This window comes from Bacillus cereus (assembly GCF_025917685.1).
Taxonomy (GTDB): Bacteria; Bacillota; Bacilli; order Bacillales; family Bacillaceae_G; genus Bacillus_A; species Bacillus_A cereus_AT.
The window spans coordinates 4,057,959-4,078,094 of sequence record NZ_CP089518.1 but is presented as its reverse complement, the minus strand read 5'-3'; the positions used below and the strand labels follow the sequence as shown (position 1 = coordinate 4,078,094).

Genomic DNA, 20,136 nt, shown 5'->3' with positions numbered 1-20,136 from the left:
CATTTTAATTGAAAAGAAGTGGGAATTTTGCTACTTTAATGATAGCAAGACAATGTGATTTATTTGTTTGCACCCTATGGCAATTAGGGTAGAATGAAGTTGTATGTCACATATGTAGTGACAATACATAAACCGGGAGGAATATAACAATGGCAAAACACGAATTACCAAATTTACCTTATGCGTACGATGCTTTAGAACCTCACTTTGATAAAGAAACAATGAACATCCATCATACAAAACATCACAACACGTATATTACAAACTTAAACGCTGCTTTAGAAGGTCATGCAGAATTAGCTGACAAAAGCGTTGAAGAATTAGTAACAAACTTAAACGAAGTACCTGAAGCAATCCGTACAGCAGTACGTAACAATGGTGGCGGACATGCTAACCATACATTCTTCTGGACAATCCTATCTCCAAACGGCGGAGGACAACCAGTAGGTGAACTTGCAACTGCGATTGAAGCGAAATTCGGTAGCTTCGATACATTCAAAGAAGAATTTGCAAAAGCTGGCGCAACTCGCTTCGGTTCTGGTTGGGCTTGGTTAGTAGTAAACAATGGTGAGTTAGAAGTAACAAGCACTCCAAACCAAGATTCTCCTCTAACTGAAGGTAAAACTCCAGTTATCGGTTTAGATGTTTGGGAGCATGCTTACTACTTAAATTACCAAAACCGTCGTCCTGACTACATCGGTGCATTCTGGAACGTTGTAGATTGGAACGTTGCTGAAAAACTTTACCAAGAAGCAAAATAATTAAAGTTAATACAGCTAGAAAAAAGCTAGGAGTTTTCTCTTAGCTTTTTTCTATGCTCTCCTTTTACATAATTGAGCTTGTCTTTGGAAGACTAGAACATGAAGTAAAGGAGAGTTGTGTATGAAGTGGAAACATGTAATTGGTGATGTTGAAGTGAATCGTGATTTAGTATTATTGCTCGTTATAGGAGGTTTATACACGCTCGCAATTTCTTTATCGAATACGTTTGTAAACATTTATTTATGGAAGCAAACACAAAATTATGTGAATCTAGGCTTGTATAATTTGGCCAGCGTGGTATTGCAACCCCTAACATTTCTTGTAGGCGGAAAATTAGCGAAACGTATTGATCGTTCAATTTTATTACGAATAGGTGTAGGCACGTTAGCTGTTTTTTTTATCGTCGTTTTAGTAGCGGGAAAAAGTGCTTCTCACTATATTTTACTAATGGGAGCTCTTTTGGGAGTTGGTTATGGTTTTTATTGGCTCGCATTTAACTTGTTGACTTTTGAGATTACAGAACCAGAAACAAGAGATTTTTTTAATGGTTTTCTCGGACTTCTTACATCGTTCTCTGGAATGATTGGGCCAATAGCAGCCGGATATACAATTTCACGTATGGAAAAATGGAGTGGTTATACTGTCGTTTTCTTCCTCTCGTTAATGCTATTTGCGATTGCAGTTGTTTTAAGCTTTTTTTTATCAAAGAGAGAATGTGAAGGGCGCTATGAAATTGTACAAGTATTGAAAGAGCGGCGAGTTGATGAAAACTGGGGAAGAATTACACGCGCTCATTTCTTCCAAGGTTTAAGAGAAGGAACGTTTATTTTCGTTATTTCGGTATACGTCTATTTAGCATCTGGTAGCGAGTTAGCACTAGGGAAATATAGTTTAGTGAATTCTGCAGTATCATTTGTATGCTATTATTTAGTTGCTCGTATGTTAAAGAAAGAATGGCGAAAAAAAGCAATTTTACTCGGTGGTATTATTTTATACGCGGTTGTATTTTTAGTTATTTTCAATGTTACATATACGAAATTACTTATTTATGCAGCATGTATTGCGGTTGCATATCCCATTTTACTCGTTCCGTACGGCTCCATGACATACGATGTAATTGGTAGAGCAAAACAGGCGAGAGAATGGCGTGTAGAATATGTAGTGGTCAGGGAATTATGGTTAAATGCTGGAAGAATTTGTTCCATTTTAAGTTTTTTATGTGCTGTTATATTCTTTCCACCTGAAAAAAGCTTACCTTTCTTACTATGTATTTTAGGAGCTGGACATTTCCTTATTTATTTTGCGGTTAAAAATGTCAAATATGATGAGGGAAATGTGAACAAAACCAGCGTTGTAGCACAAGAAACCACACAGAATCAAACTGAACCAGAAGGTTAACTTATCGTGTGTTTTATGCTAGAATAGAAAAAGATGTAAGACAGCAGTGAGGGCACCTGTATGAAGGTGTCCCTTTCACATTACATAGCTGTTGGTAGAGGGGGTTTGTATGAGCAAGAAGCAGAAAAAGAACCAGACAAAGACAAAGACCCACGTTCCCTTTCGGTTAAACGTGTTGTTTTTTTGCGTGTTTTTAATGTTCTCCGCGGTTATTGTAAGACTTGGATACGTACAAATTGTTCGTGGTGAGGAATATAAAAATGAAGTTGAGAAGAAAGAAAATTCAACGATAAGTAATCCTGTACCGCGTGGGAAAATATTTGATCGTAATGGAGAAGCGGTCGTAGATAATGAGCCTATTCGTACAATTACATTTACAAAAATGAAGGGATCAACTGCAGCAGATCGCTTAGAAACAGCGAAAAAGTTAGCAGATTTAATTGAAGTCCCGACAGATAAGTTAACGGATCGCGATAAAAAAGACTATTGGCTTGCTTTACATAAAGAAGAAGCAGAGGCAAAAATCACAAAAAAAGATCGTGAAGAGTTTAAAGTGAATAAAATTGACGATAAAGAACTAGATGAACGTCAACGAAATCGTGTAACAGAAGAAGAGATTAATCAACTGTCAGCAAAAGATTTAGAAATATTGGCGATCAAAAGTAAGATGGAAAGCGGATATGCAATGACGCCGCAAATCGTTAAAAAAGGTGCAACAGAAGAAGAATACGCGATTATTAGTGAAAATTTGGCGAAATTGCCAGGTGTAGATACAAATGTCGACTGGGAACGAAAATATAAGTATGATGATATGTTCCGAAGTGTACTTGGTGGTGTAACGACTTCTGATGAAGGGTTACCGAGAGAGCGATTAGATTACTATCTTGTTCGCGATTATAATCGTAACGATCGCGTAGGAAAAAGTTACCTTGAGCAACAATATGAAGATAGCTTACATGGCACAAAAGCTGAAGTTAGAAATGTTACAGATAAAGATGGTAATATTTTAGAAACTATTAATGTGTCACAAGGACAACGAGGTAACGACCTGAATTTAACAATCGATATGGAATTACAAAAGCGCGTAGAAGAAATTCTTGCGAAAAACTTAATGAGATTTAAAGGGGGCGAACCTCTTTTAGACCGCGCATTCGTTGTAATGATGAACCCGAAAAATGGTGAGGTTTTATCTATGGCGGGGAAACAATTAGTGAATGAGGGCGGCGAAACGAAAGTAAAAGATTTCGCATTAGGAACGATGACAAGTTCTTATCCGATGGGTTCAACTGTAAAAGGTGCGACAGTACTTACGGGATATCAAACTGGTGCAATTCAACCTGGATCCGTACTGTTAGATGAACCGATTAAATTAAAAGGGACACCTACGAAGTCATCTTGGAAAACGATGGGGTATATTAATGACCTTACAGCGTTAAAAATGTCTTCTAACGTTTATATGTTTAAAACTGCGATGAATATTGCAGGGGTTCCATACGTACGAGGCGGTACTTTAGATATCCCGCAAAAAGCATTTGATACGATGCGTTATTATTTTGGTCAGTTTGGGCTGGGTGTAAAAACAGGTATTGATTTACCAAATGAAACGGCTGGTCAAATGGGTAGAGGAAATCAACCAGGTTTCTTATTAGATTTAGCAATCGGACAGTATGATACGTATACACCTCTTCAATTAGCGCAATATATTTCGACGATTGCAAATGGTGGATATCGTATGCAACCTCAAGTTGTAAAGGAAATTCGTGAGCCATCGGCGAAGCCAGAGGAAGTTGGAAAAGTTGTTCAATCCATGGAACCGAAAGTATTAAATCGCGTTGATATGCCTGAATCGCAAATTAAACGTGTTCAAGAAGGATTTAGACAAGTGTATAACGATTCAGGTGGTACAGCTACGAAATACTTTGCAGGCGCACCATATAAAGCTGCTGGGAAAACAGGTACAGCTCAAACTGTATATGGCGGAGATAAAGAGATTGGTAGAAATGCAAAAGGTGAGCGTATTGAAACATATAACTTAACATTAGTAGGTTATGCGCCACTTGAAGACCCTGAAGTAGCATTTTCTGTTGTTGTGCCATGGGTACATGATGATAAAACAGGAATCAATGGATATATCGGTCGTGAAATTATGGACGCTTACTATGATTTGAAAAAACAAGCATTAACTGGTGAAGCTCCAAAAGATGAAAAAGAGAAAAAAAATAATACACAAGATGATGAATAAAAAAGCTGTAAAAAAAGCACACTATCTGAAAAGATAGTGTGCTTTTTTTTATGCTTTATGCATATGGTTTAGTAAATGTGGACAAGCGTAAAATGTTGAAGAAACATGTAGTTTCAAAAAAGATGAACACAACAAGATTGGTGCACACGCTTTAAATTCGTCTTATGTACTAGGAGATGGCAGTTGTATGGATGATTAGAAAATTTACTGCATCTAAAGTACAAAAATGAAAATCAAGTTTGTGTATACAGTTGTTTTTGTGGAACTTTACAAAACTTTTACAAACAATTAAAACCGAATTAATAGTTTAGCAGTATTCTTATATCTGTAATCCTGTTATTTCCGGTTACTTCTAGGAGGAAGAACACGTGAAATGGATGAGTGTATCGATTAAGATTTTGACATTATCGGCATGTATTCTTTTTTATAACATGTCTACTGCATTCGCTACAAATGAAATGGGAGAAGTGAGAGTTGATGGATCCTCAACGGTTTTTCCTATTATAGAGGCAGTAGCAGAAGAATATACAAAGGCTCATCCAAACGTGAAAATTTCTATTAGCATTTCTGGGACAGGAGGAGGATTTAATCGCTTCAGTAAAGGAGAAGTAGATATAAACAATGCTTCGAGAGTGATGAAGCGTGTAGAAGAAAATGCAATGAAGAAAAATTCCATTCAATTTACGCCATTTGAGGTTGCTTATGATGGTCTTACGATTGTTGTGAATCGTCAAAATACGTGGGTAAACAATATAACGATAGACGAGTTACGTCTACTATGGGGTGAAGATGGAAGTTCAAAACGATGGTCGCAAATTCATTCATCATGGCCACGTGAACAAATTAAATTTTATGCGCCAGGCGTAGACTCTGGTACTTATGATTATTTTCAAAATGTTGTCTTACAAAATAGTCGCCTTGTAAAAACGGTCTCTTTGTCTGAAGACGATCAAGTGATTATGCAAGGGGTAATGAATGATAAAAATGCCATTGCTTTTGTAGGATATGCTTATTATATGGCTAACCAAGATAAGGTGAAAGCAATAAAGGTGAATGGTGTATTTCCAACGAAAGAGACCATTCAGTCAGGTGCGTATAAGCCTTTAGCTAGACCGCTATTTGCTTATGTAAATGATGCATCTATCCGAAATAAAATGAATGTAGCAAATTATGTTGAGTTTATGATTAAACATGTTGGCAACCTCGCTGAAGAGGTCGGATATGTAAAATTGCCAAAAGAAAAATACAATGAACAGCTGCGGATGTTAACAGAAATAAAAAGGTAATGTCAGGGTGGAAAGGGGTTTTCATCTTTGGCTCATAATGACAAAAGTCAAATTACATTTTCTGTACAACATTTGATTGAGAGAAATACAAATAGAAGAAAAAAAGCGCAGCGAATCAATCGAATAGTTCCGTTATTACTAAAAATAATTGCTAGCGTGTCTATAGTGACGACACTTGGAATTATTATTACGTTGGCTAATGAAACAATCATGTTTTTTCAAAAAATATCATTATACTCCTTTTTGACGGAGCAAGAATGGTTACCTTTTTTTGAAGATCCTAAATTCGGTATATTACCACTTATATGTGGAACAATTCTTGTAACAGCAATTGCTATGGTTGTAGCAATTCCTATCGGTTTAGGGTGTGCCGTATTTTTGAGCGAATATGCTTCAAATGGTGCTCGGAAAATATTAAAACCGTTGTTAGAGCTACTAGCAGGTATCCCAACAATTGTATATGGTTTTTTCGCATTAACAGTTGTTACGCCACTTTTACAACGGATCATACCAGATTTGCAGTTTTTTAATGCTATTAGCCCAGGCATTGTGATTGGATTTATGATGGTACCTACGGTTGCCTCGCTTTCTGAAGATGCAATGAGAGCTGTAGCGAAAGGAATTAAAGAAGCTTCACTAGGGCTAGGGGCAACTCGTTTTGAGATGGTAAAACAAATAGTATTTCCATCGGCTTTTACGGGCATTATGGCAGCGATTATATTGGCAGCTTCTCGGGCGATTGGTGAAACAATGATTGTTGTTATTGCAGCTGGATCAACACCTAATATATCGATAGATCCGACTCATTCCATTCAAACATTAACAGCTTATATTGTACAAGTGAGTTTAGGGGATGCTCCGCATGGAACGCTTACTTATTACAGCATGTATGCTGTAGGTGCGACTTTATTCATGTTTACTTTTATTATGAACATCATTTCGCAGTATATTATGCGCCGTTTTAGGAGGGTGACATAATATGCGAATGTTAGATCATAAAAAAATACAAGAAAATATGGCATCACGTTTTTTAAAAGATAGAATTTACAAATCATTATTTTATATAGCGATTTTGTTTTCAATCGTAATTCTGTTTATTTTATTGTTTCAAATTTTTGAAAAAGGTATGAGTTATCTTTCAATAGATTTTTTTACAAACTTCGCTTCACGTAATCCGAAAGAAGCTGGGATTGCTGCTGCTTTGTCAGGGACAATATTATTTATGAGTATTGTTATACCGGTCTCTTTTATATTTGGGGTCGGAACAGCTCTTTATTTAGAGCATTATGCGAAAGAGTCCGTTTTTAAAAAATTAATAGAATTGAATAATCAAACATTAGCGGGAGTACCTTCCGTTGTGTTTGGTTTACTCGGATTAACTATTTTCGTATACGCCCTCCATTTGGGAGAGAGTATAATCGCAGCGGCACTGACGATGAGTTTACTCGTCTTACCAACAGTTGTTGTGGCTAGCCAAGAAGCGATTCGATCTGTACCAAGTTCCTTATTAGAAGCTTCTTACGGATTAGGTGCTACGAAATGGCAAACGATGTATCAAATTGTACTGCCAGTAGCTTTGCCAGGGATTTTAACAGGATGTACGTTAGCGGTATCGAGAGCAATCGGAGAAGCAGCACCGTTGTTAGTTATTGGGGCACTTGCATTTGCAAATTATGTTCCGTTTAGTATGTTCGATAGATTTACGGTTTTACCAATTCAAATTTTTAATTGGATGAGTAGACCACAAGAGGAATTTCAGTATGTAGCAGCAGCTGGGATGATTGTTTTGCTAGGATTGCTGCTCTTTATAAATATATTTGTCTTATGGTTACGAAATCGAAAATAAGTTGGAAGTGGATGAAAGGGGAATTCAAATGGTAGCAACAGTAGTAAATGTACAGGTGAAAAATGAGAAGAAGATTGAGGCAGCACCAAAAAAAGTAGTGTTTGATACGAAAAATTTAAATTTATGGTACGGAGAAGACCATGCTTTAAAAGATATCAACTTAAGTATTCATGAGAATGAAGTAACAGCGATTATCGGTCCAAGTGGTTGCGGGAAATCAACATACTTAAAAACGTTAAATCGTATGGTAGAGTTAGTACCTATCGTTCGAACTACGGGAGTTATCGAATATAGAGAACGAAATATATTCGATAAAGCATATCCCGTTGAAGAATTACGTACGCATGTGGGTATGGTATTCCAAAAGCCAAATCCATTCCCGAAATCTATTTATGAAAATGTAGCATATGGACCGAAAATTCATGGTGTTCGTGACAAAAAAACACTTGATGAAATCGTTGAAAAAAGCTTGCGCGGAGCAGCCATTTGGGATGAGTTAAAAGATCGTTTGCACGATAATGCATATGGTTTATCTGGTGGGCAGCAACAACGTCTATGTATTGCACGCTGCTTAGCGATTGAGCCAGACGTAATTTTAATGGATGAACCAACATCAGCGTTAGATCCAATTTCAACATTAAAAGTAGAAGAACTAATTCAGGAGTTAAAGAAAGATTTTAGTATTGTTATTGTAACGCACAACATGCAACAAGCAGCACGTATTTCAGATAAAACTGCCTTCTTCTTAAGTGGAGAAGTTGTGGAATATACAGATACAAATAAATTATTTACAACACCTGCAGATAAGCGAACAGAAGACTACATTACAGGACGATTTGGTTGATATCGTTGTAAGGCTAAGAGGAAATGTCCTCTTAATAGAGGGCATTCCTCACTTTCACCTCATTTTAAATAGGGGAGTAATATTTCTCTTTTCTCAAGGCTTAATAAACGTACAAGAGGCTGTGGAGGGGATTTATATATAATGCACATAATATTGAGGGGGAAGAAGCAATGGTAAGAGAACAGTTTCAATATGATTTAAAGACGTTACAACAAAAGGTAGTTGAACTTGGTGAATTAGCAAGGGAAGCTTTATTGATTGCTATGGAAGGGCTTCACAAAAGAGATGTAGAGAAAGCATTAGAGGTCATTGATGGTGATTATCGCATGGATAATTTAGAAGAAGAAATAAATGACCTTGCACTTATGCTTATTACAAAGCAGCAGCCTGTAGCAAGTGATTTACGAAGAATTTTCATTTCAATTAAAACAGCGACAGATTTAGAACGAATTGCAGATCACGCTGTTAATATTGCGAAATCAACAATTCGTCTTGGAGAAAAAGAAGTGGTTGTTAGCTTGCAGAATCTTGATGAAATGTTTGAGATTGCTCATAAAATGTTAAATTTAGCATTAGAAGCATACGAGCAAGAAAATTTAACTTTTGCTAGACAAATTGCTGAAATGGATGATTCAGTTGATGAAATTTATGGGAAGGCGATTCGTGAATTTATTTCCTCTATCCCTGGACAACCAGAAGCGATTACACAAATTACACAACTATCCTTTGTTGCAAGATATATTGAGCGTGTAGCAGACCATGTTACCAATATTGCTGAGAATGTATTTTATTTAGTAAAAGGAAAGCATTATTTATTGAATGAGTAGGAAAAGAGTAGGTGATGAGAAATCACCTGCTTTTTTTAGTCAAAACATGACAAAAAAAGCTCGTTGTTTCCTTTAGTTTATGATGATAAGATGTATCATAATTAATGGAAAAATAAGTACATATGTGTTAATTACGTATTATTAAATATTTTGCTAAGTTAATAGTAAGCGCTTTCTTTTTTGCTAAGGTTAAAAGGTACATTTATTTATCCCGCTATTTGCGGACAGTAAAACTCCCACCTTAAAATTTGGCTGGAGCAAAGAAGTTAGGTGGGAGTCGGGCGTTTACTGCAGTTAATGAGGGATAAATGATATATATGTGGTATACGGAGTTCTTGAACATTATATAAGTGGAGGCTGAAGTATATGAAGGGGGTTATTTTAGCTGGAGGAAAGGGAAGACGCCTTAGACCATTAACATGTAATACTCCAAAACCGATGTTACCATTGTTAGAAAAGCCGGTTCTTGAATATAATATTGAATTATTACGTCAGCATGGAATTCGTGAAATTGCAATTACCGTTCAATATATGAGTACAGCTATTAAGCAGTACTTTGGTGATGGTAGTAAATGGGGAGTTAACTTGTATTATTTTGAAGACTCTCCCCCACTTGGAACCGCAGGGAGTATTAAGCAAGCGGAAAGTTTTTTAGATGAAACATTTGTTGTTATTAGTGGGGATGCACTAACTGATTTTCAATTATCAGAAGGAATTGCATTTCATGAACAGAAGAAGAGAATGGTAACGATGTTTGTGAAAGAAGTAGAAAATCCACTCTCATTTGGGTTAGTTGTAACGAATAAAGAACAAGAAATTATACGATATATAGAAAAACCGAGTTGGAATGAGGTAGTTTCTAATGTTGTGAATACAGGTATTTATATAATGGAGCCGGAAATTTTTTCTTACATACCATCCATGGGATTTTTTGATTTCAGTCATGATGTATTCCCATTATTGGCAAATAAAAATACGTTATTTGCATATTTATCAGAAGACTATTGGCTAGATATTGGTACATTTGATCAATATCGGCAAGCTCAATTCGATTTGTTGACGAAAAAATTGAAGGTGCCTATTCCATATACAGAAGTATTACCAATGGTGTGGATGGGAGAAGGCGTAACGATAGGAAAAGGGACGAAAATTCATGGTCCTTCTTTTATTGGAGAAGGAGCAATAATTGGTGCTGGTGCTGTAATTGAACCGTACTCTATTATAGGGAAAAATAGTATCGTTTCAAGTTATTCTCATCTTCAAAAAAGCATCGTTTTTGCAAACGCCCGTATCGGAAAATATTGTGAGTTGCTAGAAACAACAATTGGAGAGCATACAATGGTTGAAGATGATGTTACACTTTTTCAAAAAAGTATCGTAGCGGACCGTTGCCATATAGGGAAAAGTACAGTAATTAAGCAAAAAGGAAAACTATGGCCATATAAGGTGATAGATAGTCATTCAATAGTAGGCTCTGCTGGTGTTCAAGAGAGTGAAAAGGGGGCAGGATGGTTACAAAAAAGCCGGATTGTAGGAAGAGGCAATGTTGAGATTACCCCTCAATTTATTGTGAAAGCCGCAATGGCTTATGGTTCTCTTTTTGTAAAAGGAGAGAGTATATTAATCGGAAGTCAAGAAAATATAGAAACAACGTCCTATAAAAACTTATTCCTCCATGCTATTCATGGTATTGGGATTCATACGATGGAATGTAAAGAAATGAACGAGTCACTTTTTCAGTATGCCATTCATAATTTGAACTGTGCAGGTGGGGTTTTTATTCAAGTAGAAAGTGATAGAGGGATTGTTATAAAGATGTATGGCAGGGATGGAATGTTATCGTATAAGCAGCAAAAAATGATCGAACAACTATATATGTCTGAGTCGTTTCGTTACGTATGTGAGAAAGAAATGGGGCGAAGTAAGCAGGTTCATGTTTCTTTAAATAATTATATAGAAGCAGTATTAGAACACATTGATATAGAGAAAATACAAAAACAGAAGTTCCATCTTCTTATTAATAAGAGAAATGATATGTTACAACAGTTACTTATGCTCTTTCTGCAAAGGCTTGGGTGCACAGTTACATGGATTTATGCGGGGGAACAAAAAGATCATGTGAAAGCTTTGATGAAATCGAGTAAAGCAAATATGGCGCTTATGTTTTCTGAACAAGGAAATCAATTCGATTTATATGATAATCATAGTAATATTTACCAAGGAACTGATTTTGAAGAAGTAGATATTCCTGATTTATTATTTGAATCAGCAGGTGAAATTTACCCAATGTCTTTGAAATTGGGCGGTTGTTATCTTCTATTTTATATGCATGATGAAAAAAAGTCTTTTCAAATAAGATGGAAGCGAGATATTTTATATCGAATAGGAAAATTATTTGAGTTAATAGCACTGCAGGGAAAAACATTTCTCAGCATAATAGAGCAGTCACCTCCGCTCTATTTACTTTGTGATGAAGTTGTGTGTTCGTGGAAGGAAAAAGGGAAAGTGATGCGGAAATTATTGGCTGATATGGAAAGAAAAGAAGACGGGATATTAAAAGGAGTACAGTTCAAATATACAGAAAAAGAGTGGTCTTATATCGTTTCTGACGCAAAACAACCAAAATTTTTAGTGTATTCACATGCTAGAAACCCAGTGATAGCAAGGGAAAACATGAAAAATCTTATAGAAAAAATTAGACAATATCAAAAGGTGTAGAATTTTTATTTTAAAAGTGGTATTATGGTATAGTCTGATTTAAGTTATTAGTACTGGAGGGAAATAAGAATGCGTGTGAATATTACTCTAGCATGTACAGAATGCGGAGATCGTAACTATATCTCAAAGAAAAATAAACGTAACAACGCTGAGCGTATCGAGCTTAAAAAGTATTGCAAGCGTGACAAGAAGTCTACGTTACACCGTGAAACAAAGTAAGCAGTAGGAATATTTTCCTACTGTTTCTTTTTTTTATGCGATTCCTATGTAAAAGTGATACACTATCCTCGTAGAGTAAAGTGTCACTGTAAGGGGGAAAAGTGTGTGAAAGAAGAGAAAATACGTTTACGTAAACAAATAATAGAACGCATGAATTCTTTATCTGAAGAACAGTATACAACTTTATCGGAACAAATTGCAGTTTCGTTGTATGGGCAAAAAGAGTGGATTGAAGCTAGAACAATTGGAATCACTCTCTCGATGGAACATGAAGTGAATACATATCCTATTATCGAAAAAGCTTGGGAAGAAGGAAAGAAAATTGTTGTTCCAAAGTGTAATAAAGGGACAAGAACGATGTCTTTCCGGAAAATTAGTAATTTTGATCAATTAGAAACAGTATATATGAATTTACGTGAACCGATTCCAGCGTTTACGGAAGAAGTGAATGCGTGTGAAATTGATCTTCTTATCGTGCCAGGAGTAGCTTATACAGGGCGAGGGGAACGGATTGGATATGGTGGCGGCTACTATGATCGTTATCTCGTGCATTATAAAGGGAAAACGCTATCATTAGCTTATGATTATCAAATGGTAAAACATATTCCTGTTGAACCATTTGATAAAAATGTAGAAAAAATTATTACAGAAAAAGGAACAATGGTTATAAATGGGCTTGTATAGACAAATAAAAATTGACGAGGCTTTTTCTTCTTGATTATAATAAAATATGTGAACGTTTTCTTATTATAATTTTTTATAGTAAGTAAGCATAGAGGGTGATGAAATGATATCCATTTATGATATTCAACAATTGCTAAAGAAATTTGGTACGATTATTTACACAGGTGATCGAATTGCAGATTTACAATTAATGCAAGATGAATTGCGTGAATTAAATCAATCACAGCTAATCGATCCACAAGACTATCAAACAGCTTTATTTTTATTGAAGCAAGAAATTCAAAAAGAGATAAATAAGAATTAGATAAAGGTAGGTAAGCAACATGGAAGAGAAATGGTTAGTTGGTGTTGATCTTGGTGGTACAACGATTAAATTAGCATTTATTAATGTGTACGGTGAAATTTTACATAAGTGGGAAATCCCTACGAATACAAATGAGCAAGGAAAACATATTACACTTGATGTAGCGAAAGCTATTGATAAAAAGTTAGAAGAGTTAGGTGAATTAAAAAGCAAGTTAATTGGTGTTGGTATGGGAGCTCCTGGTCCTGTACATGTCGCATCTGGAATGATTTATGAAGCGGTTAATTTAGGTTGGAAAAATTATCCGTTAAAAGATTTACTAGAAGTAGAAACAGGATTACCTGTTGTGATAGATAATGATGCAAACTTAGCAGCGCTTGGAGAAATGTGGAAAGGTGCTGGTGAAGGAGCAAAAGATTTAATTTGCATGACACTTGGCACGGGTGTTGGTGGCGGTGTAATCGCCAATGGTGAGATTGTACACGGTGTAAGTGGTGCTGCAGGTGAGATTGGACATATTACAGTAGTTACAGAGAATGCTTTCCCATGTAATTGCGGAAAGTCTGGTTGTTTAGAGACAGTAACATCTGCAACGGGTATTGTGCGTGTTGCTATGCAAAAAATACAAGAGACTGATAAAGAGAGTATTTTACGTTCTATGTTAGCAGAAGAAGGGCGTATTACATCAAAAGATGTATTCGAAGCGCATGGACAAGGTGATGAGCTAGCAGGCGAAGTAGTAGAAAAGGTGGCTTCTTATTTAGGATTAGCTGTAGCAAACCTTTCTAGCACATTGAATCCAGAGAAAATTGTTATTGGTGGTGGCGTGTCTAAAGCTGGAGATGCGTTATTAGAACCAATTCAACGCTATTTCGAGCAATATGCTTTCTCACGTGCTGTAAAGAGCACAAAGTTAGCAATTGCGACACTTGGTAATGACGCAGGTGTTATCGGAGGAGCTTGGCTTGTAAAAAAGCACAAATACGAAGCGAAGATGATATAAGTTGTGAAATATGAGAAGAGGAAGGGGCACCCCTTCCTCTTTTTATGCAAAATCTTGATGAAGAATTCCATGTAAATGAATTAAGCTGTTGGAGGGTACCCATTATATAGAACAGTCATGATTGTAAACCATCCGAAAACGAGTACGGTTGCAATTGCAAAACCGCCCGCGAAAAAGTTCTTTTCGCGAAGTGTTCTAAGCGTAGCAAATACAGCTAACAGAGTGACTAGCGCAAAAATAATAACAAGGCCCATACAATATCCTCCTCTGTCTTCTTATTTCTTACGATGAGTTTTTGGAATATTTACTCTTTTATATTGTACATGTTTTAAAAATGAATGTCGAGATAGCATCCTTTCTTTTCCTAAGAGAAAGAAATGTTGTATCATTGAAAGTAAGTTCAATAACTGGAGGAGATTTTTATATGAAATGGACACAAATGCCTTTAGGCCCATTACAAACAAATGCTTATATTTTAACGAATGATCAAAATGAGTGTATTATTTTTGATCCTGGTCATGAAGGAGAGAAACTTGTTACATATTTACAAGAAGCGCAGTTAAAGCCCCTTGCGGTTTTATTAACGCATGCTCACTTTGATCATATTGGTGCTGTTGATGCCGTGAGAGATGCTTTTCGTATTCCGGTATACGTACATAAAGAAGAAGCGGATTGGTTAGGAGATGCAACTGTGAATGGATCGCAAATTTTTATGATGAACCGCAGTATTACAGCGAAACCAGCAGATCAAATTATTGATGCAGAAGGTACATTAACGATCGGTTCTTTTAACTTTGAAATTTTTGAGACACCAGGACATTCTCCAGGAAGTATTTCTTATTATTGTAAAGAGGCGAATGCCGTATTTTCTGGTGATGTATTATTCCAAATGAGTATTGGAAGAACAGATTTGCCTGGCGGAAGCTTTGCTGAATTAATTGGAAGTATTGAAGAGAAATTATTTGTATTACCAGATGAAACAGCAGTGCTATGTGGGCATGGTCCAGAGACAAGCATTGGATTTGAAAAAGAAAATAATCCATTTTTACAATAAGGAGTTATTATGGGGATGGAGCTCATTTTAAGAGAATGGATGGGGAAAGAAAAGGATTATTCAATTTCATACAGTACGTATATGAACCTCGTATTATATACAGAAGGACATGGATATTATATGAGAGAACGTGAAAAAATTGGAAGACAAGGAGATTTTTTTACGAGTAGTAATGTATCTTCTGTCTTTGCGAAGACTTTTGCTAAGTTTTTTATTCGGCTTGTTGAAAATGGAGAAGTTTCTTCAAATATTTGTGAGGTTGGTGGGGGAACGGGAAAGTTTGCCCATGATGTTTTACAAGAATGGAAACAATTATCTCCGGAAACCTTTAGTAGTTTAAACTATTCAATTGTTGAAGTGAGCCCTTTTCATAGAAGATTACAGCAGGAGAGTCTTTGCTCATTTGATAATGTATCGTATTATACATCGTATATTGAAATGGGAGAGTCTTTCGAAGGAATTATTTTTTCGAATGAACTATTTGATGCGTTTCCTGTTGAAGTAGTTGAGAAAAGAAATGGAATTTTGTATGAAGTACGTATCACGTATACAGAGGAAGGGGACCTTGCAGAAGTATTTAGGCCAGTAGAGAAAAAAATTGGTCGATACTTATTGAAATATAATATTCATATTGCAGAGGGGCAGCGATTTGAGGTACCTATTGCAATGGAAGAGTATATAGAAGAAATTGCGGAATGGTTCCAGCGAGGTATATGTATTACAGTTGATTATGGTTATACAAGAGAAGAATGGATGCATCCTGCACATCATGAAGGAAGTTTAAGAGGATATTATAAGCATAAGCTAATTCGTAACCCTCTTGCATATCCAGGAGAAATGGATTTAACTACCCATGTTCATTGGGATGAGTTGAAGGTGATTTTCGAGCTACAAGGGATTCATACGATATGGCATAGGAAGCAATCAGAGTTTTTGTTAGCGGCAGGGATATTAGAACATCTTACGAGTCATCAAGATACAAATCCTTTTTCTGAAACTCAAAAACGAAATCGAGCAGTTCGTTCTATGATTTTGAACGGAGGCTTAGGAAGTGCCTTTGATATTGTTATGCACACGAAAGATATGAAGAATTTACAGTTGAATCGATATTTAACAATATGAAAAAACAAGACACAGTATATTTCTGTGTCTTGTTTTTTAATACGACTTATGTAGTATTATATATTTCCTCTCATGATATATATTTATATTAAAGATATGAGATGAAAAATATAGAATACGTCCTTTTTCTCTGTCTATTAGTCCCTAACCTAATAATACACGAACGAGTTGAATAATTGTTTCGTTTTCTACTTTGTAGTAAATTTCTAATCCTTTTCTTTCACTAGAAACGATTTTAGCACTTTTTAACTTTGCTAAATGCTGTGAAATTGTAGATTGTGGCATGTTTAAGCCAGTGTACATTGTAGAAACATTGCTTGGGCCACGTTCAATTAATCCTTTTACAATACATAAGCGAACAGGATGAGCAAGCACTTTCAATAATTCTGCATTGCTTTCATATAGTTCTATTTCTTTTTGAAAGGTTTCTAACATGTTCTTTTCCACCTCCGTGTGAGCTGTTATACCATACTATACATACCAAAAAATTAAAGAAAAGAAAACAGTTGTTGCAGAAAAAAAGTCCTAAAGTAAAGAAATTGTAAGAAAAGAGACCCTGATGTAAATAAAATAGATAAATTTGTACGGTTTTGTAAAATGACACTTTTGGGTGAAAATTTTGATGCGTTTTAAAAATTGAAAGATATAGATATATTTGTAACACAATTTTATCATGATTTTCTTATTCTTTCAAATGAATATACGAAATTTTTAAAATAATATGACAAAGGAATTATAATGATATATATAGAATATAAAACAGGTTAAAAGAAGCTGATTATAATCAGCTTCCTTATGGTGATGATTAAATATTTGAGTGTAGCTGATAAATCTTAGAATGATCAAGTTATGAGTCATTTATTCTAGAGCTCATCTTTTATCAACGTTAAAAATCTGTGATTCCATATATTCTCATAAAAATCAATTGTCTCTTTTGCGGACATAAATGGATTGTTTAACGTAGAGGTTGTTTTCTGTACCATGAAATTTTCGTATCTCAGTCCGTGGGCAAATTTAATTGTAGCATCCATACAGTACTCTGTTTGGGCACCACAAAATTCAATACGATGTACAGATAATTGATCTAAAATCTCTTTTAAGTTTGTTTTATAAAATGAATTGGCATGTGTTTTACTTACAAAAAAATCTTGTTCTTGAACATCTAGATCGGTATGAATAGCCCAAAGTTCTTTTTCGGGTACTAAATCATCATCGCAATGTTGGACAAAAAGGATTGGTTTATTTGATTTTCTATATGAAGAAATTCTTTTATTTACTTTTGTAAGTAAATTTTGTAAATCAAATAAATGTTCTCCGCTATAACATACCCCATTTTGTAAATCGATAACGATTAAAATATCTGCACAAGTATCCATTATTTTTACCCCTTTTTATTTCTTAATATATCAATAAATCCATTACTTGGAAATAGATGATATACTTTTATTTTTTAATGAACTATACAAAAAGAAAAAACATTAAAATGAATATGCTAGACAGCATAAAAAGAAGATATGATAACTTAATTTCATATCTTCTTTTTTCTCTATGCATTTACAGGTTCTTCTACGTAAGAAAGAGCATTTTCAAAATCGGATATTAGATCGTTAACATTTTCAAGACCGACAGATAAGCGAAGCAATGAATTAGAAATGCCTCTTTCGTCACGTGCCTCCTGTGATAAAGCTGCATGTGACATTTTTGCGGGATAGGAAAGAATAGATTCAACAGCCCCTAGACTAACCGCAAAAACGGGTAGTTTAACTTTCGATAAAAATTGGCGGAGTGCATCTTCTGATTGTAAAGTGAAAGATAGGACAGCCCCAGCTGATGTTGCTTGAGATTGTTGAATATCATAGCCAAGATGTGATTGTAATCCAGGATAATAGACATTTTGGACTTTAGAGTGCTCTTGTAAATAATGTGCAATTTTATTGGCACCTGCAGCTGAGTGCTCAAGACGTACATGCAATGTTTTTAGGCCGCGAAGTACGAGAGAACAATCTTGAGGACCTAAAATAGCGCCAAATGCATTTTGTAAAAATCCAAGTTTTTGAGCGAGTTCAGCATCTTTTACGACTGCTAATCCGGCAGTAACATCACTATGACCAGCAATAAATTTTGTGGCGCTATGAAGAACGACATCGGCGCCAAGATCAAGCGGCTTCTGGAATAGTGGTGTCAAAAATGTATTATCAACAAATGTAAGAGCACCAATAGATTTTGCGAGTTTAGAAACCTCGCGAATATCTGTTACTTTTAAAAGTGGGTTAGATGGTGTTTCTACATAAAAGAGCTTCGTATTCGATTTGATATTTTGTTTTATTGCTTCTAAATTGGTCATATCAACAAATGTATGTGAAACACCGTAACGAGAGAGAACTTCAGTTATAATCCGGTAAGTACCTCCGTATACGTCTTCTGAAATGAGTACGTGATCGCCTTGTGAAAGCAGTAGAAAAGCAGTAGAAATCGCTGCAATGCCTGATGCAAAGGCGAACCCCTTTGTTCCGTCTTCTAATAAAGCAATGATATCTTCCAGAGCTTCACGAGTTGGATTTCCAGATCGGCTATAGTCGTATTTGCCAAAAGTATCTACATCAAACTGGTGAAATGTTGATGTGTTATAAATGGGAACGTTAACAGCTCCTGTTTGAGTATCATGTTTATACTGGTTGTGTAGTAAGAGTGTATCGATAGAATAACTCATATTCTTACACCTTCTTTTACAAGTTTAATGGCTTGCTTTAAGTCTTGAATTAAATCGTTACTATTTTCAATGCCGACGGAGAACCGAAGAAGGCGATTACATACACCGTTTGCCGTTCTGATTTCTTCAGGAATATCAGCATGCGTTTGCGTTGCTGGATAAGTCATTAAACTCTCTACACCACCAAGACTTTCAGCAAATGTGATTAAGGATAAAGATTGTAAGAATGGATTAATCCATGTTTCATCTTGAAGGCGAAACGAAATCATACCGCCTCTTCCTGGATAAAATACATCTGTCACACCGTCTTCATCATTTAAATAAGCAACAATGGCTTTCGCATTTTCTTCATGTTGTCTCATGCGAAGCGCTAAAGTTTTCATACCACGAATTAATAGCCATGAGTCAAATGGGCTTAAGACAGCACCGGAGGCATTATGATAATGAGCAATTTCTTCACAAAGTTCTTTTCCTTTTGCCACGACAAGTCCGCTTAGTACATCGTTATGCCCGCCTAAATACTTCGTTGCACTGTGAAGTACGATATCGGCACCTTCTGTTAATGGTTGCTGTATATAAGGAGTGTAGAATGTGTTATCTACAATAAGAAGTAGTCCGTGTCTTTTCGCTACACTTGCGACAGTGGCAATATCAGTAACTTGCATTAATGGATTAGTCGGCGTTTCTATGAAAATAGCCTTCGTTTCAGTTGTGATAGCTTTCTCAATTTGTTTAATAGATTGTGTATTTACGTATCTACATCGAACATTCCATTTTTTTTCATGCTCAGAAAATAATCGATAAGTGCCCCCGTATAAATCTTCAGACACAATAAGTTCGTCTCCGGAACGAAATAGTGAAAGGACGAGGAGAACAGCGGCCATTCCTGAGCTACAGGCATAACCTTGTTCGCCATATTCTAAGTCTGCGATTGCCTGTTCTAAAAGACCACGAGTTGGATTTCCAGTTCGTGAATAGTCAAAGCCGGTAGATTTACCAAGTCCTTCGTGACGATAAGCGGTTGAGAAATAAACGGGTGGATTAACAGTTCCTGTTGTAGTTTCGCTACGATTTCCGATTTGTGCTAGTTTTGTTTCGATAGTTGACATGTGAAAAT

At 35.8% G+C, this 20,136-nt stretch carries 20 protein-coding genes; 15 read left to right on the top strand and 5 right to left on the bottom strand.

Features of this window, described 5'->3' with window-relative positions; genetic code table 11:
- The first annotated feature begins 149 nt into the window (after positions 1-149).
- From sodA to glcK, 13 genes are all read left to right on the top strand, one after another.
- Positions 150-761 (top strand): superoxide dismutase [Mn], encoded by a 612-nt coding sequence (gene sodA / locus LUS72_RS21175; protein ID WP_071771673.1) that lies wholly within the window; start codon positions 150-152, stop codon positions 759-761.
- A 121-nt stretch (positions 762-882) separates the two neighbouring features.
- Positions 883-2,160, top strand: coding sequence for an MFS transporter (locus LUS72_RS21170; RefSeq protein WP_097830672.1), 1,278 nt, complete (start codon positions 883-885; stop codon positions 2,158-2,160).
- 109 nt (positions 2,161-2,269) lie between these two features.
- Complete coding sequence (locus tag LUS72_RS21165) at positions 2,270-4,402, top strand: peptidoglycan D,D-transpeptidase FtsI family protein (RefSeq protein ID WP_264448234.1); 2,133 nt, start codon at positions 2,270-2,272, stop codon at positions 4,400-4,402.
- 368 nt (positions 4,403-4,770) lie between these two features.
- On the top strand, positions 4,771-5,688 hold the full coding sequence (locus tag LUS72_RS21160; protein WP_098361906.1) for a PstS family phosphate ABC transporter substrate-binding protein: 918 nt from the start codon (positions 4,771-4,773) through the stop codon (positions 5,686-5,688).
- A gap of 27 nt (positions 5,689-5,715) precedes the next feature.
- Positions 5,716-6,666: a phosphate ABC transporter permease subunit PstC gene (gene pstC, locus LUS72_RS21155; protein ID WP_264448233.1), complete on the top strand. Its 951-nt coding sequence runs from the start codon at positions 5,716-5,718 to the stop codon at positions 6,664-6,666.
- A 1-nt stretch (position 6,667) separates the two neighbouring features.
- Positions 6,668-7,534 (top strand): phosphate ABC transporter permease PstA, encoded by an 867-nt coding sequence (gene pstA / locus LUS72_RS21150; protein WP_097830676.1) that lies wholly within the window; start codon positions 6,668-6,670, stop codon positions 7,532-7,534.
- A 28-nt stretch (positions 7,535-7,562) separates the two neighbouring features.
- Entirely contained in the window at positions 7,563-8,378 is an 816-nt protein-coding gene (gene pstB, locus LUS72_RS21145; protein WP_097830677.1) for a phosphate ABC transporter ATP-binding protein, read from the top strand.
- Positions 8,379-8,548: 170 nt separating this feature from the next.
- Entirely contained in the window at positions 8,549-9,205 is a 657-nt protein-coding gene (gene phoU / locus LUS72_RS21140) for a phosphate signaling complex protein PhoU (RefSeq protein WP_097830678.1), read from the top strand.
- Positions 9,206-9,571: 366 nt separating this feature from the next.
- On the top strand, positions 9,572-11,923 hold the full coding sequence (locus LUS72_RS21135; RefSeq protein WP_264448232.1) for a sugar phosphate nucleotidyltransferase: 2,352 nt from the start codon (positions 9,572-9,574) through the stop codon (positions 11,921-11,923).
- A 69-nt stretch (positions 11,924-11,992) separates the two neighbouring features.
- Complete coding sequence (gene rpmG / locus LUS72_RS21130; protein WP_001265616.1) at positions 11,993-12,142, top strand: 50S ribosomal protein L33; 150 nt, start codon at positions 11,993-11,995, stop codon at positions 12,140-12,142.
- 105 nt (positions 12,143-12,247) lie between these two features.
- A complete protein-coding gene (locus LUS72_RS21125) occupies positions 12,248-12,826 on the top strand; it encodes a 5-formyltetrahydrofolate cyclo-ligase (protein WP_097830680.1) in 579 nt (192 codons plus the stop codon).
- A 103-nt stretch (positions 12,827-12,929) separates the two neighbouring features.
- Positions 12,930-13,130, top strand: coding sequence for a YqgQ family protein (locus LUS72_RS21120; RefSeq protein WP_002173470.1), 201 nt, complete (start codon positions 12,930-12,932; stop codon positions 13,128-13,130).
- A 19-nt stretch (positions 13,131-13,149) separates the two neighbouring features.
- A complete protein-coding gene (gene glcK / locus LUS72_RS21115) occupies positions 13,150-14,133 on the top strand; it encodes a glucokinase (RefSeq protein WP_097830681.1) in 984 nt (327 codons plus the stop codon).
- Between the two features lie 80 nt (positions 14,134-14,213).
- Here glcK and LUS72_RS21110 read toward each other — a convergent pair whose 3' ends face one another.
- Entirely contained in the window at positions 14,214-14,387 is a 174-nt protein-coding gene (locus tag LUS72_RS21110) for a DUF2759 domain-containing protein (protein WP_097830682.1), read from the bottom strand.
- Positions 14,388-14,557: 170 nt separating this feature from the next.
- On the opposite strand from LUS72_RS21110, the gene LUS72_RS21105 reads away from it, so the two are divergent.
- Positions 14,558-15,187 (top strand): MBL fold metallo-hydrolase, encoded by a 630-nt coding sequence (locus LUS72_RS21105; RefSeq protein ID WP_044737737.1) that lies wholly within the window; start codon positions 14,558-14,560, stop codon positions 15,185-15,187.
- A 9-nt stretch (positions 15,188-15,196) separates the two neighbouring features.
- The gene (locus LUS72_RS21100) at positions 15,197-16,309 is read left to right on the top strand and encodes a class I SAM-dependent methyltransferase (RefSeq protein WP_097830683.1); all 1,113 of its coding nucleotides are present in this window, start codon (positions 15,197-15,199) and stop codon (positions 16,307-16,309) included.
- Between the two features lie 144 nt (positions 16,310-16,453).
- Here the strand turns inward: LUS72_RS21100 and LUS72_RS21095 are convergent, their stop codons facing one another.
- The 4 genes from LUS72_RS21095 to metI form a co-directional block, all read right to left on the bottom strand.
- The gene (locus LUS72_RS21095; RefSeq protein ID WP_000894375.1) at positions 16,454-16,744 is read right to left on the bottom strand and encodes an ArsR/SmtB family transcription factor; all 291 of its coding nucleotides are present in this window, start codon (positions 16,742-16,744) and stop codon (positions 16,454-16,456) included.
- A 428-nt stretch (positions 16,745-17,172) separates the two neighbouring features.
- On the bottom strand, positions 17,173-17,685 hold the full coding sequence (locus LUS72_RS21090; protein WP_097830684.1) for a cysteine hydrolase family protein: 513 nt from the start codon (positions 17,683-17,685) through the stop codon (positions 17,173-17,175).
- Positions 17,686-17,855: 170 nt separating this feature from the next.
- Positions 17,856-19,019 carry a cystathionine beta-lyase gene (metC, locus tag LUS72_RS21085; RefSeq protein ID WP_097830685.1) on the bottom strand — a complete coding sequence of 388 codons (1,164 nt, stop codon included), beginning with the start codon at positions 19,017-19,019 and terminating at the stop codon, positions 17,856-17,858.
- Entirely contained in the window at positions 19,016-20,128 is a 1,113-nt protein-coding gene (metI, locus tag LUS72_RS21080) for a cystathionine gamma-synthase/O-acetylhomoserine thiolyase (protein ID WP_264448231.1), read from the bottom strand. Before metI ends, metC begins: the two co-directional genes overlap by 4 nt.
- Between the last annotated feature and the right edge of the window lie 8 nt (positions 20,129-20,136).